Origin of the sequence: cf. Phormidesmis sp. LEGE 11477 (assembly GCF_015207105.1) — a bacterium.
Classification (GTDB): Bacteria; Cyanobacteriota; Cyanobacteriia; order Phormidesmidales; family Phormidesmidaceae; genus Phormidesmis.
In genome coordinates, this window is sequence record NZ_JADEXO010000023.1 from 1 (window position 1) to 14,607 (window position 14,607).

12 protein-coding genes are annotated in these 14,607 nt (G+C 51.6%); 8 read left to right on the plus strand and 4 right to left on the minus strand.

Going from position 1 to position 14,607, the window contains the following annotated elements:
• The 3 genes from IQ256_RS09040 to IQ256_RS09050 all read left to right on the plus strand — a co-directional run.
• The coding region (locus tag IQ256_RS09040; protein WP_193855212.1) for an energy-coupling factor ABC transporter ATP-binding protein at window positions 1-520 on the plus strand (520 nt) is incomplete at its 5' end.
• A gap of 86 nt (window positions 521-606) precedes the next feature.
• Complete coding sequence (locus IQ256_RS09045; RefSeq protein ID WP_193855213.1) at window positions 607-882, plus strand: hypothetical protein; 276 nt, start codon at window positions 607-609, stop codon at window positions 880-882.
• Window positions 879-1,250 (plus strand): clan AA aspartic protease, encoded by a 372-nt coding sequence (locus IQ256_RS09050; protein WP_193855214.1) that lies wholly within the window; start codon window positions 879-881, stop codon window positions 1,248-1,250. The genes IQ256_RS09045 and IQ256_RS09050 overlap by 4 nt, the downstream gene beginning before the upstream one ends.
• Before the next feature lie 321 nt (window positions 1,251-1,571).
• On the opposite strand, the gene IQ256_RS09055 is transcribed toward IQ256_RS09050, so the two are convergent.
• Both IQ256_RS09055 and bchH read right to left on the minus strand, forming a co-directional pair.
• Window positions 1,572-1,943, minus strand: coding sequence for a VOC family protein (locus tag IQ256_RS09055; protein ID WP_193855215.1), 372 nt, complete (start codon window positions 1,941-1,943; stop codon window positions 1,572-1,574).
• A 96-nt stretch (window positions 1,944-2,039) separates the two neighbouring features.
• On the minus strand, window positions 2,040-6,020 hold the full coding sequence (bchH, locus tag IQ256_RS09060) for a magnesium chelatase subunit H (RefSeq protein ID WP_193855216.1): 3,981 nt from the start codon (window positions 6,018-6,020) through the stop codon (window positions 2,040-2,042).
• Between the two features lie 240 nt (window positions 6,021-6,260).
• Here bchH and dprA point away from each other — a divergent pair, with 240 nt between their 5' ends.
• From dprA to IQ256_RS09075, 3 genes are all read left to right on the plus strand, one after another.
• Window positions 6,261-7,505 carry a DNA-processing protein DprA gene (dprA, locus tag IQ256_RS09065; RefSeq protein WP_193855217.1) on the plus strand — a complete coding sequence of 415 codons (1,245 nt, stop codon included), beginning with the start codon at window positions 6,261-6,263 and terminating at the stop codon, window positions 7,503-7,505.
• Between the two features lie 58 nt (window positions 7,506-7,563).
• Complete coding sequence (locus tag IQ256_RS09070; protein ID WP_193855218.1) at window positions 7,564-7,983, plus strand: hypothetical protein; 420 nt, start codon at window positions 7,564-7,566, stop codon at window positions 7,981-7,983.
• Between the two features lie 171 nt (window positions 7,984-8,154).
• On the plus strand, window positions 8,155-9,525 hold the full coding sequence (locus tag IQ256_RS09075) for a 1-acyl-sn-glycerol-3-phosphate acyltransferase (protein ID WP_193855219.1): 1,371 nt from the start codon (window positions 8,155-8,157) through the stop codon (window positions 9,523-9,525).
• Between the two features lie 46 nt (window positions 9,526-9,571).
• On the opposite strand, the gene IQ256_RS09080 is transcribed toward IQ256_RS09075, so the two are convergent.
• On the minus strand, window positions 9,572-10,228 hold the full coding sequence (locus IQ256_RS09080; RefSeq protein ID WP_193855220.1) for a class I SAM-dependent methyltransferase: 657 nt from the start codon (window positions 10,226-10,228) through the stop codon (window positions 9,572-9,574).
• A 508-nt stretch (window positions 10,229-10,736) separates the two neighbouring features.
• Between IQ256_RS09080 and IQ256_RS09085 the strand changes: the two genes are divergently transcribed.
• Window positions 10,737-11,201 (plus strand): hypothetical protein, encoded by a 465-nt coding sequence (locus tag IQ256_RS09085; RefSeq protein ID WP_193855221.1) that lies wholly within the window; start codon window positions 10,737-10,739, stop codon window positions 11,199-11,201.
• Window positions 11,202-11,383: 182 nt separating this feature from the next.
• The gene (gene acnB, locus IQ256_RS09090) at window positions 11,384-13,981 is read left to right on the plus strand and encodes a bifunctional aconitate hydratase 2/2-methylisocitrate dehydratase (protein ID WP_193855222.1); all 2,598 of its coding nucleotides are present in this window, start codon (window positions 11,384-11,386) and stop codon (window positions 13,979-13,981) included.
• 86 nt (window positions 13,982-14,067) lie between these two features.
• Here the strand turns inward: acnB and IQ256_RS09095 are convergent, their stop codons facing one another.
• Entirely contained in the window at window positions 14,068-14,559 is a 492-nt protein-coding gene (locus IQ256_RS09095) for a hypothetical protein (protein ID WP_193855223.1), read from the minus strand.
• Between the last annotated feature and the right edge of the window lie 48 nt (window positions 14,560-14,607).

Consider the following 14,607-nt stretch of genomic DNA (forward strand, 5'->3'; position numbering starts at 1 on the left):
GCTCAAGGGCGACAACGGCAGCGGCAAAACAACGCTACTGCGACTGATCAGCGGCCTGGTAAAGCCGACCACTGGCAACATCGAACTCCTCGGACACAGCACCATTAGGCAGCGAACTGTAGAAATAGCTCGCACCGTCGGCTTTGTGTTACAAAACCCCAACCATCAACTCTTTGCCGAATCCGTACAGCAAGAAGTTCAGCAGCCAGGTGTTACAACTCCCAGCGCCAACCAAATCTTGACCCAGCTAAACCTCCAAGATTTGGCTGACCAGCATCCTCAGTCTCTCTCCCAAGGCCAAAAGCGACGCCTCGCCCTCGGAACCGTTCTCGCCAGACAACCCAAACTTTGCCTATTAGACGAAATCACCGTCGGCCAAGATGCTCAGTCCCTACAGCTCATGCTGAATCTGTTGCGGACTTTCACTCAGGCAGGCGGCACACTGCTTTTGACCAGCCATGACCCGGCTGTGGCAGAACTGTTGAATGCACGGATCGTGGAGGTGGGATGCAGGGAGTAGTCATTGCTAATATAGTAGATGGATAGTGCTCTTTCTATCACTCGATATGAAAGGAAAGAACAGTAGTGAAATAAAGGCTAAACCTCATGACAGTGCGCCAACCCCGCTACAGTAAAGACGAGTTTGCACGGCGCGGTGACGAGATTTATGAATCTCAAGTGCGTCCTCAAGTAGAGGAAGGCAACCACGGCAAAATTGTGGCGATCGACATCGAAACGGGAGCATTTGAAGTAGCCGACGGAATCTTGACGGCTACTGAGCGCTTATTCGAGCGTTTTCCAGATGCTCAACCTTGGATCGTCCGTATTGGACATCGAGCAGTTCACCGTTTTGGCGCACGGAGTCTGAAAAAACTCGTATGATGCAGGGAGTCGTAAATTCAGGCTGTGAGGCAACGATTGCGTTAGTTGTCGGTAACACAAGTCGTCAGAATCAACTGATTGATGCTGTGATTGATACGGGATATACAGGTTTTTTGAGCTTGCCACGCGAAATCATCGAGACTCTAAACTTATCTTGGACAGGTCTTGATCGTGGCACCTTAGGTGATGGCAGCGAAGTTACTTTTGAAGTTTATGCTGCTACTATCATCTGGGACGGCCAGTATCGGAATATACCCGTGAATGAAGCGGAAACAGACCCGTTAGTCGGGATGAGTTTGTTGTACGGCTACGAGCTGCACATTCGAGCAGTAGAAGGTGGTAATGTCACCATCAAAGCTATCGAATAGCTGAAACTTTTCTGCTACGGTACAGTCTGACGACACAGTAAAGCAGATAGTATGAATTCTTCGTACTTCGTTTCTGAAGAATAGCTCACAATGCTCGAAAATAATCTCGTTTTCTAATCAGGAAACAAAAGGTGGAAGGCTAGATAACATAAGAAAAGTCATTCGGCATCTAGGCAGCTAATAAGAAACCCGATTAAAGGATAGTGACTGATCTCGGTCCCAGTACCGATTCATAGTCTCGGTACTGGTTATTCGAGACTTATATACGGCTTATTCTCACAACATAAATATATCCATTCAGCTCTCTCAATTAGCACCTTTTTAGTGTCCGCTTCCTGCTGCGGCTGGCTCTTTTGCAGGTTGCAACAGACTGAGAAGATGTCCATCTGGTGATCGCATCGCCGCCACCTTACCAAAGGAAGGTTCGCGAATCTCTCCTTCCATCGAGGCCCCCAACGCTTCTAGTGAAGAAACAACCGCATGAACATCATCGACATGAAAGCTCAAAATAGGAGAGCTGCCCGTATCACTTTCAGAAGCTGCATGCATGGCAATGGTAGTGCCATTTGCATCTAGTTCGGCCCAGCCAGGGCTGACCATTTTGACCTCTAGGCCAAGACCTTCGCTATAGAACTTCACCGTGGCCTTCACATTTTTGACCATCAGCATAACGTGCTTGAATTCTGCTGCCATTTTGTGTTCCTTGGATAAAAGGTGTGTTTGAATAATGTATCGTCTTTGCTAAGCATTTTGTTGCGGGCGTAGTAGGCTATGCCCCAGGGGTTTTGGCTACATCTGGGCAAATTCAATCTGTTGTTCTATGTCGTGATAACCCTCCTCTAGCTGCTGTCGTTCGGTGGCGGTGGGCTGCCAGTAGCCGCGATGTTCGGCTTCGCCTAGCTTTTGCACAATTTCGGCAGTGGCGTAGGGATTGTTTTGCCGCAGGCGATCGCGCATAGCCGGGTCAAACACAAATCGCTGCGCGACCTTGCGCCAGGTGGCGGCACCGACGCTGCGGGTAGTTGCTTCTAAACCCACCAAATACTCCAGCCGATCGGCGATGCCTTGGGCTCCTTTGTGGTCGTGCTCTAGCATGGCGTCGATCCATTTGGGATTGAGCAGCCGACTGGTCACGCCTTGGCGAACTGCCGCTTGAATGGTTTTGACCTGGATGCGCTCTTGGGTGGTGTCGGCAATCAGCACGTCAGGGCGATCGCCGCTGATCAAGGTGGCCGCTTGGGCCATACCGCCGAAAAACTCGTAATAGTGGTCTATATCGGTGACTTCAAACTCGTGAGAGTCGCGCACCTGAGTGACAACCTGGGTTCTGCCTAGGGCGGATTCAAACGCCTGCTGTGACTCGTAACCAGCGATGCGATCGCCATAGACGTATTGAGTGCGCTGAATAAACAGCCGACCAAGATCCGACTCGTCTTCCCAGGCAGCCGTTTCGATCAAGGTACTCAGGCCGTTGCCGTACTCTCCAGGTGGGGGACCAAAGATGCGAGCCGCCGCCAGCTGTTGGTTTTCAATGCTGCTCGCCATCGGAGACTCTAACTCTGGCGCTAGCTGAGGCAAAAGCGCCTCGGCATGACGGCGTACCGCATTCATTTCTAAAGGTTCATCCAGTTTGGCCACGGTCTGAAAGGCGAGGTCAATTAGCCGCACCAGGTTAGGAAACAGATCGCGAAAGAACCCGCAGATATTCACGGTGACATCCACTCGCGGGCGGCCCAGTTCTGCGAGCGGAATCACCACTGGCTTCATAAAGTAGCCCTGCCCTCGCTCTACGCGCACCCCGATATAGCGCAGCACCTGACCAATAGTTTCGCCATAGGTTTTGCAGGTTTCAAAGCCCCAGAGAATAACGCCTACGGCATCGGGATAAGTGCCTTTTTCTGCCACGTAGCGATCTAGTGTTTCTTCGGCAATTTGTGCGCCCCGCTCATAGGCGCTATCGGTCGGTAGCTTGGTCGGGTCGAACTGATAGGTGTTGCGTCCGGTGGGATAGGTAAAAGGCGATCGCACCGGATCACCGCCCAGACCTGGCTCCACATAGCCTCCATCAAGCGCGTGGAGCAAACTATTCATCTCTTGAGTGGCCTCTATCTGAGAGAGCACCGAATTTAGGTAGGTTAGGGCTGGGGACAAATCTGTGGCTGTGATCGCCAATCTCTCTCGCGTGGAGCCATTAACCAGTTGAGTAATGAGGGCACGGCTTTCATCGGCCAGCGCTTCAACCTGGGCGTCTGCTTCATCTAGCAGTTGGTCATAACTCCATCCCTGCCGCTGAGCCAAAAGGCGCGGCAAAGAAGGAGACTCGGGGCGATCGTAGCGAGCGACCAAATTTAGATAATCAACCAGCCCCTCTCCCGACAGGCGCTGACCGAAGGTATGCAGCCCCAGGGGAATCGCGACCCGTTTTAAATCGAATAGATCGATATGCAACTGTTCTAGCGCCGCCTCATAAGGTTCCAAAGCAGCGGCAGTCTCTAAAGCAGCGGCCTCGCCCGGCATGTCTCCCTGATGAAGCGGCTGTTTCAACTCATCCGACAGATCCAATGGCACATCATGCTGGTCACACAGCGCCAAAACCTGCTTGAGAATGCTCCAGCAGCGCGGCACACTCACCGCCCGCTGTTCGTCATACTCCGTGATCGCATCTTCTAGCTGACTCAGATGTTCGTACAATCCGGCTGGCGCGAACGTCGGAGAAGCATAGCTAATGAGCTGAGCATAGCTGCGCCGTTTAGCAATCGTGCCCTCAGAGACATTCATCACATGATAGAGGTACAAATTAGGCAGATTGCCTAGCATGGCATCGGGCGCGGAATCTGCGCCCAATGCCACCTGTTTACCCGGCAGAAACTCAAACGTGCCATGCGTGCCCACATGCACCACCGCATCGGCCTGCCACCCGTTCGAGGCTTCTAGCCAGCGGTAGAAGGCATAGTACTGATGATGGGCAGGCAACGTGTCGTCGTGGTGAATTTTGCTGGGATCTTCATGAATCCCGCGCGAGGGCTGTACAGCCACCACTACGTTGCCAAACTCAATCCCAGCAATCAAAATATCTTCGCCATTCACCATCAAATCACCAGGCGGCTCGCCAAATATGGCCTCAGTGGATTGACGCAGTGATTCGGGTAGTTGGGCATACCAGCTTAAATAATGCTGCAACGGTACCCGGATAGCATGCTTGGCACTTACCTGGGTAGACGTAAACTCTCCGTTGTGCAGTAGCCCCCGCTCTAAAAACATCTTTTTAAGCGTTTCAGGGGCTGGCGGCGTCACCGCATAGCCCTCTTCCTGTAAAGCCAGCAGCGTACGTTCGACAGAAGCAAACACATCCAAAAACGATGCTGAGCCCAGGGTGCCTTCGCTAGGTGGGTAGTTGAAAATAACAACGGCTACTCGCTTCTCAGCATTCGTCTTGTGCTTGAGGGCAATGCGCTTAAGAATTCGCCCCGCTAGTCGCCGCCCTCGTCCTTTTACCGGTGTGGTAATTTGCCCAGCCGCCGCGTCCGATCCGGCCAGGCCATACACTAGAACCGGATCAATCGCGCCATCTAGTTCGGGGAAAGCAACTGTTGCCAGCGTTTCTACAGGCGGCAGACCCTCCAAGCTCTGTTCCCACAGCGCCACTTCGCGGTTGTTTGAAGTGATGGCCACGTAATAAGGCACATCTAAGCGCTTTAGAAGCTGTACTGTCTTTTCGCCATCCCCGCCGAGCGGCCCACCATCTAACCGAAACCACAGCATAGAAACGATAGCATCGCAAATCGGCTGATCGTTTTGAATGAAATGTTGCTCAATTGCGTCAGCCGTGCCGATGCCATCGGCAAAAAAGGGCAGCACATTTGCGGCCTTTGCCAGCTCCTCAAATAGCTCCTGACCACCGCTGAGATTTGCTGCCAAACTAGTTTCACCGTATACCAGCAAGGCGACTGTGGGACGCGCTGGGTTAAGCGGATGAGCCTCTACATAGTCAGAATAGCTAGCGTAGCGCTCTCGGGTATGCCAGTCTAAAAATCCAAAATTGGGATAGATCGCTGGTTCATCGACTTCAATCGCAAGTCCGCCGTATTCACGAGCAACAAAACGAAATAGATTAGCTAGGTTATCTGCGCCAGAGTTAGTCCAGTACTGCATGCAGGTGGCCCAATTTTTGGCATGACGCTGCAAATGAGGCGGCAGATTACTCGCCATCCGCTCAATCCCCTGTCCTGCCTGCTTGAGCTGGCGATAGTCTGTCCCACTAGAGCCATCAGTTTCTCGCCGCTTAGTAGCAGAATTGCTAGCAGCAGAATTGTTGGCACCAGAGACAGAAGGACGATCCGGCTCAGTCTCTTTCTTAGTATCGTTACTTTTCTCAGTAGCCTTCTTTGTAGAGTGGCCCGTAGAACGGCCTGCCACCATACCCGCCATGGAAAAATCTCCCATACGAGTTAGCGCTAGGATGCTCGGCCCGCCGCCAAAAACGGGAATAAAGGCAATGTCTTCTCCGCTCGTTTCTACCAAAGCCTGCTGCACCAGAGACACGGCTCGATCTGGATTGCCTCGCAGATCGAACAGAACGGCATCGGATTGACGAATCTGACTCAAAAACGTTTCAGGCAGCAGAGTTGGCTCTTGCAGTTGATGCGTGAAAAATGGCCAAACCTCTAGGCAATTGCCATTCTGGTCTCGAATTTTTCTGAGGGCGTTAGGCAGTTCAGCCAGCGGTGAAGCAGAGGAAATTAGCGTCAGGCGAGGGAGACGATTCGACATAATTTTCACTGCAGTTGAAGTTTTACACCCAGCTCTCTAGAAAACTGCTGAGCTGCCAGAAGTCTCAGAAACACAGCTTTGGCAAGGGTGTTGACTCCTAGAAAATTATCAAATGCCTGAATAAAGTGCTATGCCCTCGTGGGGGATAGGAAGCTTTGGCTGATCGGCACTCAAGCTTGGGGAGCGTGTCACTGAATATGCGACGGGCACTCTAAGGCGTAATGTGACTGGAGAAAGCGTGTGGCGACAGAAAGAGCGTATTGGCTGGCGTGGTCGCAGATTAAGCACGTAGGTCCGGTGACGATTAAGCGGCTGTGGGAGCATTTTGGCGCGCTAGAGCTGGCCTGGCAAGCAGCAGCAGACGAACTACTGACAGTTGATGGCATTGGGCTGTTGAGCGCTGAGCGGATTGTAGGCATGCGATCGCAACTAAATCCTGAACGGTTACTAGCTGAGCACGAAAAAAAGAATCAGGCTTTTTGGACGCCGGCGGATGCGGACTATCCGGCGCTGCTGTTTGCGATCAACGATCCGCCGCCCGTACTTTACTATCGCGGCAATCTGCGGCTGAGAGATCCGAATATGCTGACCGTAGGCATGGTGGGAACGCGCCGACCTTCTGCCTATGGCAAGCGGTGGACACAGCGGCTCAGTCAGCGGCTATCACAAAAAGGAGCGGTGATTATTTCGGGGCTAGCGGCGGGCATCGATACCGAAGCGCATACAGGCTGTTTGTCCCATCAGGGATTGACAGTAGCGGTAGTCGGCACGGGCGTAGATGTGGTGTACCCGGCTCGCAACCAAAGTCTGTATCAGCAGGTGGTCGCAAACGGTTTAGTCGTGAGTGAATATCCAGATGGCACTGGGCCAGATAAAACGCATTTCCCGCAGCGGAATCGAATTATTGCTGGACTGAGCCGAGCCATCCTAGTCACAGAAGCGCCAGCGCGATCGGGGGCACTGATTACGGCTAGATTAGCGAACGACTATTGCCGGGAGGTGTATGCGCTGCCCAGTGCGCTAGACAATGAGCAAGGAGAAGGCTGTTTGCGCCTCATCGCCGAAGGCGGACAAATTATCTTGGGCGAGCAATTCTTGATAGAGGCGTTAGAAAGCCTTCCAATGGTGGATTTACCAGCAGTTCCCAATCGCACAGAGTTTAGTCAGTCAGACACTTCTGAATCTACCCTTCTCGAAAAAGTCGGCCTAGAAGACACCGCTCGAAAAAGTCTAGAAGACTTAGAACCGTCGAGGGGGCCGGGAGTGGATTCAATCGATTCAGAGAAAGCTATCTCAGAAGCTATCTCCGCACTAACGCCAATGCTTGCGAGCGTGTTAGACGCGGTGCCGATCGAGCCGATCGTATTTGACCATATCGTTCAGCAAACCCAAATTGAGACGGGCGCTGTGCTCAGTGCGCTATTTCAATTAGAGTTGTCGGGGTTGGTGATTCAGCTACCAGGTATGCAATATCAACGTGCGTAGCCAGAGAAAACTAGAGTAGACCCCTGTTAGTAGAGACGGTAGTAAGGAGCTTTCAGTTATGGAGCCAAGAGCCGATATCCCTGAGCGCATTGTTCAAAATATTGCCAAGAGCCTCGACCATTCGGTCAATATGACCCGAGCAATTACGCGGCTAAACTCCGTCTTGTTCATGACCTCGATTGTGAGCGCGGCTTCGACTACGTTGATTACAACTTTGGCGGCGGCCCGAGGCCCAGTTATAGGTGCTGGCACGCAGGGATGGCAGCTATCTTGTGGAATTGCAGCATTTTTTGGCTTTGTGACGACCCTAGCTGAGGGATTCAAGCACCAGAGTAATGACAAGATGACGCGCAGTCGACTGTGTATCGAACGACTGCGATTGCTAGATATTTCCTTGCGCCACAGCCAGCGGCCCGTGGAAGAGATCGATCGTGAATTTGATGAGATTGTCCGCGCCTACCCAGAAGCAATGAACTAGGCGACGGTGCTGAGTCGGTGCTGAGTCGGTGCTGTGTCGATGGATAGGACAATCTAGCCACCCGGCTCGCAAAACGTCTGAAGGTGGGCGACTAAACAGGGCAAGCTGATATAAAGTCTTGACTATCTTCACTTTACTTTTTCTTTGTTCTGTTCTTTTTGACTCGTCTTAATGGCTTCTGTAATCCGTCGCGCTCAGCCTGCTCTCGATTTTATTCCGCCCAACTACAGTCCGCTAATGCGACGGGCGATGGGGCCATTGATGCCTCTATGGACTAACTGGCAAACAAATTTGGTGGAAGTAGAGTCGCGCAACGTAGAGGCTTTGGCGAAGCTCTATCACGAGTTTGAGCTAGGAAAAACTCGGTTCTTGCTGGCTTTTCGCCATCCGAATCCGACCGATCCCTATGTGCTGAGTCATCTGCTTTGGCGAGATTTGCCCCAGACGGCTAGGCAGATGGGACTGTCTTTAGGCACGACGCACTCACACTTTATCTACGATCGCGGCATTCCACTATGGGCCGGTGGCTATCTGAGCTGGCTGTTTTCCCGGCTAGGTGGGGTGCCGATTCAGCGAGGGAAGCTGGATTTGCAGGCGCTGAAGACTGCGCGAGATCTGTTTGCCAATGGTCAGTTTCCTTTGGCCGCAGCCCCGGAGGGTGGAAATAACGGACATAACGAGATTGTCAGTCCGCTAGAGCCAGGCATTGCTCAGCTAGCCTTTTGGTGTCAAGAGGATTTGATCGCACAAGAACGGGATGCGAATGTGGTGATTTTGCCGCTGGGCATTCAGTATCGCTATATCGAAGCGCCTTGGCAGGAGCTAGAGTCGATGATGACTCGGCTAGAGGCGGAAAGCGGCCTGGATACGGAGAGCGGATTAGATTTGTATGGACGGCTCTATCAATTAGCGTCTCATTTGCTAACGCTAATGGAGGGCTATTATCAGAAATTCTATGGGGTGACGTTTAAGGCGGCGGATGAGTTGGCTGGACGCACAGATGAGCCGATGGATGCGAATGATTTGCTGGCAGTGCGGCTGCGATCGCTCATTGATGAAGCGCTCAAAGTAGCCGAGCAATACTTTAGGCTCAGACCCAAAGGATCGACGATCGATCGCTGTCGCAAGCTAGAGCAGGCTGGCTGGGATCGTATCTTTCGAGATGACACAGAAAAACTTTCACCTGTGGATCGAGGACTTGCCGATCGCGTGGCAGAGGAGGCCGACTTTCGCCTGTGGCATATGCGCCTAGTCGAAAGCTTTGTAGCTGTTACGGGTCACTATGTCAAAGAGAACCCCAGTGCCGATCGGTTTGCAGAGACGGCTTTGCTGCTGCGAGACATGGTGGAGAAGATCAAGAATGATCAGCATCGGCAGCCCGTGACTGGACTGCAGCTAGGGCCACAGCGAGCGATCGCAACCGTCGGCGAACCGATTGCAATTGGCCCTCTATTTGCTGACTACAAGGCTAAGAGACGACAGGCGATCGCATCGCTGACCAAAGATCTCCAAGAACAAATGGAGTCATTGATTTTAACCTGATCATATTTTGACCTGACTATGATCTTGGCCTGACTACACAACGCGACTACAGCAGAGGCTGCATCTTCTCAGCGATTACCGCATAGAAGGGATCGCCGCCCCCTAGTCCCATCATCTGCAAGACTGCGGGCGCTTCTGATTTGTTGATCACAGTTTCGATATTGCCAAAGCCAGGAACAGTATCGAAGTAGCGCTTTACTAGCTCAACCCTACTCGCTTCGCTGCCATCTCGCCAAAGCGCGATCGCCTTTTGATAGAACATTCGATTAGAGAAACTGAAAATCGCAATTCCACCAGGCTTCAATACTCTGTAGATTTCTGCGAAGATCTGTTCAGGATACTGAATATATTGAACGGAAACAGTATTGATCACTGCATCAAAAGAACAATCTTCCAAAGGTAGGGTTTGATCCTCATTCAGGTTTTGCACAAAGTAATGGTCAAGCTGCCGGTTCCGAGCCAGCTCTTCAGCATTAAGACCATGGCCTTCTACGTGGGCATAGTTAACATCGCTTGGCAGATGCGAGACCCAGCTACTCATCATGTCAAAAACGCGGCTGTCTGGGGGAATGCGATCGCGATATAGCTTAGTCAACTGAGCAATGAATCCTTCGTCCACATGGGTTACGAATCTCGGCTGCGCGTAGAATAGAGAATCATTTGAGGCGTCGAGCTTATTTCTTTGAGCAGTTTCTAACAGCATGAGAAGGCATGGAGATGAATTGTCTCCTAGTGTAGGGAATTATGTGTGGAAGCGCAGATCAAGCTCACCTCATCGCCGCACGACCACTGAACGTAAGCTGCTATGCATAAGGTGCTATACATAAGTCGCCATGCATAAAATAGATAAGGCATGCATAAATAGATGAGACATTACGTGAGAATATGCAGAAGTTGTGTGCAGTAGGATCTCATAATGACTCGGTTTTACTTTCTACGTCGTCGTCGTTCTTTAGCAGCTTGGCAAGTATATAGAGCCGTGTTTTCAGCCTATGAGTGTTTTATGGACTAGTTTATGAACTAGCTAGCGGCATTGCACTTTGTTGCACTTTGTGATCGCTTTCTTTTAGCAGCTCTACTTTGTGAGTAGCAGATACTATCGACAAGCTACGAACGTGGAAAATATGTAGAAAGAGCATACGGAAAAAGTACCTGGTGGGGGGATATGGTTTCCGTAATTCGTTAGTTTACAGTGATGTCATATTGCATCAATGACACTTAAAGTAGGTCAGATATCTACTGTGAACGACAACGAATTTGCTCGTTTTTTTCCAGACCGTCCTGACAGTTCCCTTCCAACCGTGACAGAAGTTCCGGCGCAGCTTCCTGTCAGCGTCGATAAAGCACCTAAGGGCTACACGCCGATGGAGCAGATAGCGCTCGAAGGCAGAGCCTACCGCAGTCTGTCTGCCGGTAGCTTACCTTGGCCGATGCTCATCCTTGGATGGCTGTTCATTTTTGGAATGCAGGCAGTATATGCAATCGTCGTTATCGCCTATATGAGATCGGCTGGAACGCTGCCTAATGACTGGCTCTCAGGCGTATTTCTGCTGGTTATAGCAGGCGTAATCGCGATTCCTTTTTCCATCTTGTGGAGAGGCACCATGGCAAAATGCAGACAGCAAAGCAGCAAACGCCAGCGCCAAGCTCGCTATCGCCGAAGGATGAGAGATTAGCAGGCGCGACTGAGAAAGGATAATATCATCGGCAATCGATGACATTCCTTCATTAGCGTCATCCACACCTTCATCTACAGGAACGAATGTCGTAACATTAACCTTAGTTAAGGGTGGGAGTATAGTGTTTGCTGCTACCCTTAACTGCTTTATTTCGTATACCAAAGAAGGTGAGTGACCTAATGCTCGAGTCTTATCGCAAACATGTTGAAGAACGCGCTGCTCTAAACGTACCGCCCTTACCGTTAGATGCAGACCAGACCTCGGCACTTTGCGAACTGCTTAAAGCGCCGCCTGCCGGTGAAGAAGACTTTTTGATGATGCTTTTGTGTGATCGCATCGCGCCTGGCGTCGATCCCGCCTCCTATGTCAAAGCGTCTTTTCTGACGGCTATTGCCCAAGGCGAAACCACCAGTCCGCTGATCTCACCGAAAAAAGCTGTCGAGATCCTAGGGACCATGCTCGGTGGCTATAATGTGGCTTCCCTAATTGCGCTGCTAAAAGACGATCGAGACGAGATGGCTCAGCTCGCTGCAGACGCTCTGAAGAAAACGCTGCTGGTGTATGACGCCTTCAACGACGTTCTCGAACTGTCTAGAGCCAACCGCTTCGCCAAGCAGGTAGTAGAGTCTTGGGCGGCTGCCGAATGGTTCACCAACAAGCCCAAAGTTGCAGAGACTATTACCGTCACCGTCTTCAAGGTGCCGGGCGAAACCAACACTGACGATCTTTCACCAGCGCCACACGCGACCACCAGACCTGATATTCCGCTACATGCTCAGGTGATGCTAGAGTCCAAGATGGACGATCCGCTAGGGACGCTAGCTGAACTGAAAGAAAAAGGGCATGCGATCGCCTACGTCGGCGATGTCGTCGGCACCGGATCTTCGCGCAAATCGGCCATGAACTCCGTCATCTGGCACATCGGCGCAGATATTCCCTTTGTACCCAACAAGCGCACAGGCGGCTTCATCCTTGGTAACAAGATCGCGCCCATCTTCTTCAACACCGCCGAAGACTCCGGTGCTCTGCCGATCGAATGCGATGTGTCCAAAATGAACACAGGCGATGTGCTCACCATTCATCCCTACCAAGGCAAAATCACCAATGAGACAGGCGATGTTGTTTCCACCTTCAGCCTTACCCCAGAAACTATCCTTGACGAAGTTCGTGCTGGCGGTCGTATTCCTTTAATTATCGGTCGTTCCCTGACAGACAAAACCCGAATCGCGTTAGGTTTAGAACCTTCAGACGTATTCGTACGGCCCTCCGCACCAGTTGATACTGGCAAAGGCTTCACCCTCGCCCAGAAAATGGTCGGCAAAGCCTGTGGTCTCCCCGGCGTCCGGCCCGGCACCTCTTGTGAACCGCTGATGACCACCGTCGGCTCGCAAGACACCACCGGCCCCATGACCCGCGACGAGATGAAAGAGCTTGCCTGCCTGGGCTTCAGCGCTGGCCTCGTCCTCCAAACCTTCTGTCACACCGCCGCCTATCCTAAGCCTGTAGACGTTCAAACTCACGCGACGCTGCCCGACTTCTTCGCCTCGCGTGGCGGCGTGGCGCTAGAGCCAGGCGATGGCATTATCCACTCCTGGCTCAATAGGATGCTATTACCCGACACTGTAGGGACAGGCGGAGATTCACATACTCGCTTCCCGCTTGGAATTTCCTTTCCTGCGGGTTCAGGGCTCGTGGCATTCGCTGCCGCGATTGGGGCGATGCCTTTGGACATGCCTGAATCTGTTCTAGTTCGGTTCAAAGGAGAGCTACAGCCTGGTATTACACTTAGAGATGTGGTCAACGCGATTCCCCTAGTTGCCATTCAAAAAGGTCTCTTAACCGTAGAAAAAGAGAATAAGAAAAATGTGTTTTCAGGTCGCATTCTAGAGATGGAAGGACTGCCTAATCTCAAACTAGAACAGGCTTTTGAACTCACCGACGCCTCCGCTGAACGCTCATGTGCTGGCTGCACTATCAAACTCAGTGAAGAAACCACCGCCGAATATCTGCGCTCGAACGTCTCTTTGATGAAGAACATGATTGCGCGCGGCTACCACGACGAAAGAACGCTCGCCCGTCGCATTGCTGAAATGGAAAAGTGGTTAGAAAATCCAACCCTGATGAGCGCGGACGAAGACGCTGACTATGCAGAAGTAATCGAAATCGACCTTAACGAGTTAAAAGAGCCTATTGTCGCTGCGCCCAACGATCCTGACAACGTGAAAACGCTCTCTGACGTGGTTGGCGACAAAATCGACGAGGTCTTCATCGGCTCTTGTATGACTAATATCGGCCACTACCGCGCCGCCGCCAAAGTGCTAGAGAACGAAGGTGTCGTCAAAGGTCGTCTGTGGATTTGTCCGCCTACCCGTATGGACGAGCAGCAGCTTCGTAAAGAAGGCTACTACGGCACCTTTGCCGCCTCAGGCGCTCGCACCGAAATGCCCGGCTGCTCTTTATGTATGGGCAACCAGGCCCGCGTTGAAGATGGCGTTACGGTCTTCTCTACTTCTACCCGCAATTTCAACAACAGAATGGGCAAAGGGGCTCAGGTTTATTTAGGCTCCGCTGAACTTGCCGCCGCCTGCGCGTTGATAGGCAAGATTCCCGATCTCGATCAGTATCTAGAAGTGGTAGCTAGCAAGATTAAACCGTTTGAAGGCGAGGTGTATCGCTATCTCAACTTCAATGAGATCAAAGGATTTGAAGACGAGGGTCGAATACTTGCCAAAGAAGACGAAGAGAAAATTGAGAAAGAGGCTCTGTTAGCTGGGTAAGCCCATCTTGGTATGCCGGTATATATGTTTACCTGATGGCGCTTCAGGGCAGCCTGTTCTCTCTAAAGGGAACAGGCTATAGAAGGCTACAGCAGGATACGAGCTGCTGTCTCGCTATCGATTGCCTTGGCTGTGCCATCAGCATGAAAGGCAAAGGCAGCGTTTGCTTTGACGCCATCTGATTTGTGTTGGACTTGAAAGACGCCTTTAAAGATGCCTTCGCTATCAAGCTTGCCAACTAACTCTCCTATTTTGACAGCGTTTGCATCCAGGTTTGCATCTAGATACTTATAGGAGATTGTCATGCGATCGCCTTCCAAAGACGCGCCGATCACTTGAGCCAGCTGGTCTCCATACGCGAGTCTATAATCGGTCGGATTTTTAACAAACTGAGCGATGCCGATTAAATGTGCAATCGGTAAAGACTTACTCGCAGTGGCTTCTGCTGGCGCAGCAGGCTGAAGCGGTGAGTGGCCAGCTTGAAACGGCGCTGAGGAGACGAGCAATATGCTGGCGATCGCACCTACAGCTAAACTCGTGCCAAAAATATTGCTAAAAGCGCTGTGAATACGTCTCATAAAAATCTCCTCAACCAGGCTGATTGGTAGCGCTAGCTATCTAGGTAT

Coding starts and splice junctions, on each gene's coding strand:
- IQ256_RS09045 (WP_193855213.1), top strand. CDS start 607: ATGACAGTGCGCCAACCCCGCTACAGTAAAGACGAGTTTGCACGGCGC.
- IQ256_RS09050 (WP_193855214.1), top strand. CDS start 879: ATGATGCAGGGAGTCGTAAATTCAGGCTGTGAGGCAACGATTGCGTTA.
- IQ256_RS09055 (WP_193855215.1), bottom strand. CDS start 1,943: ATGGCAGCAGAATTCAAGCACGTTATGCTGATGGTCAAAAATGTGAAG.
- bchH (WP_193855216.1), bottom strand. CDS start 6,020: ATGTCGAATCGTCTCCCTCGCCTGACGCTAATTTCCTCTGCTTCACCG.
- IQ256_RS09070 (WP_193855218.1), top strand. CDS start 7,564: ATGGAGCCAAGAGCCGATATCCCTGAGCGCATTGTTCAAAATATTGCC.
- IQ256_RS09075 (WP_193855219.1), top strand. CDS start 8,155: ATGGCTTCTGTAATCCGTCGCGCTCAGCCTGCTCTCGATTTTATTCCG.
- IQ256_RS09080 (WP_193855220.1), bottom strand. CDS start 10,228: ATGCTGTTAGAAACTGCTCAAAGAAATAAGCTCGACGCCTCAAATGAT.
- IQ256_RS09085 (WP_193855221.1), top strand. CDS start 10,737: ATGACACTTAAAGTAGGTCAGATATCTACTGTGAACGACAACGAATTT.
- acnB (WP_193855222.1), top strand. CDS start 11,384: ATGCTCGAGTCTTATCGCAAACATGTTGAAGAACGCGCTGCTCTAAAC.
- IQ256_RS09095 (WP_193855223.1), bottom strand. CDS start 14,559: ATGAGACGTATTCACAGCGCTTTTAGCAATATTTTTGGCACGAGTTTA.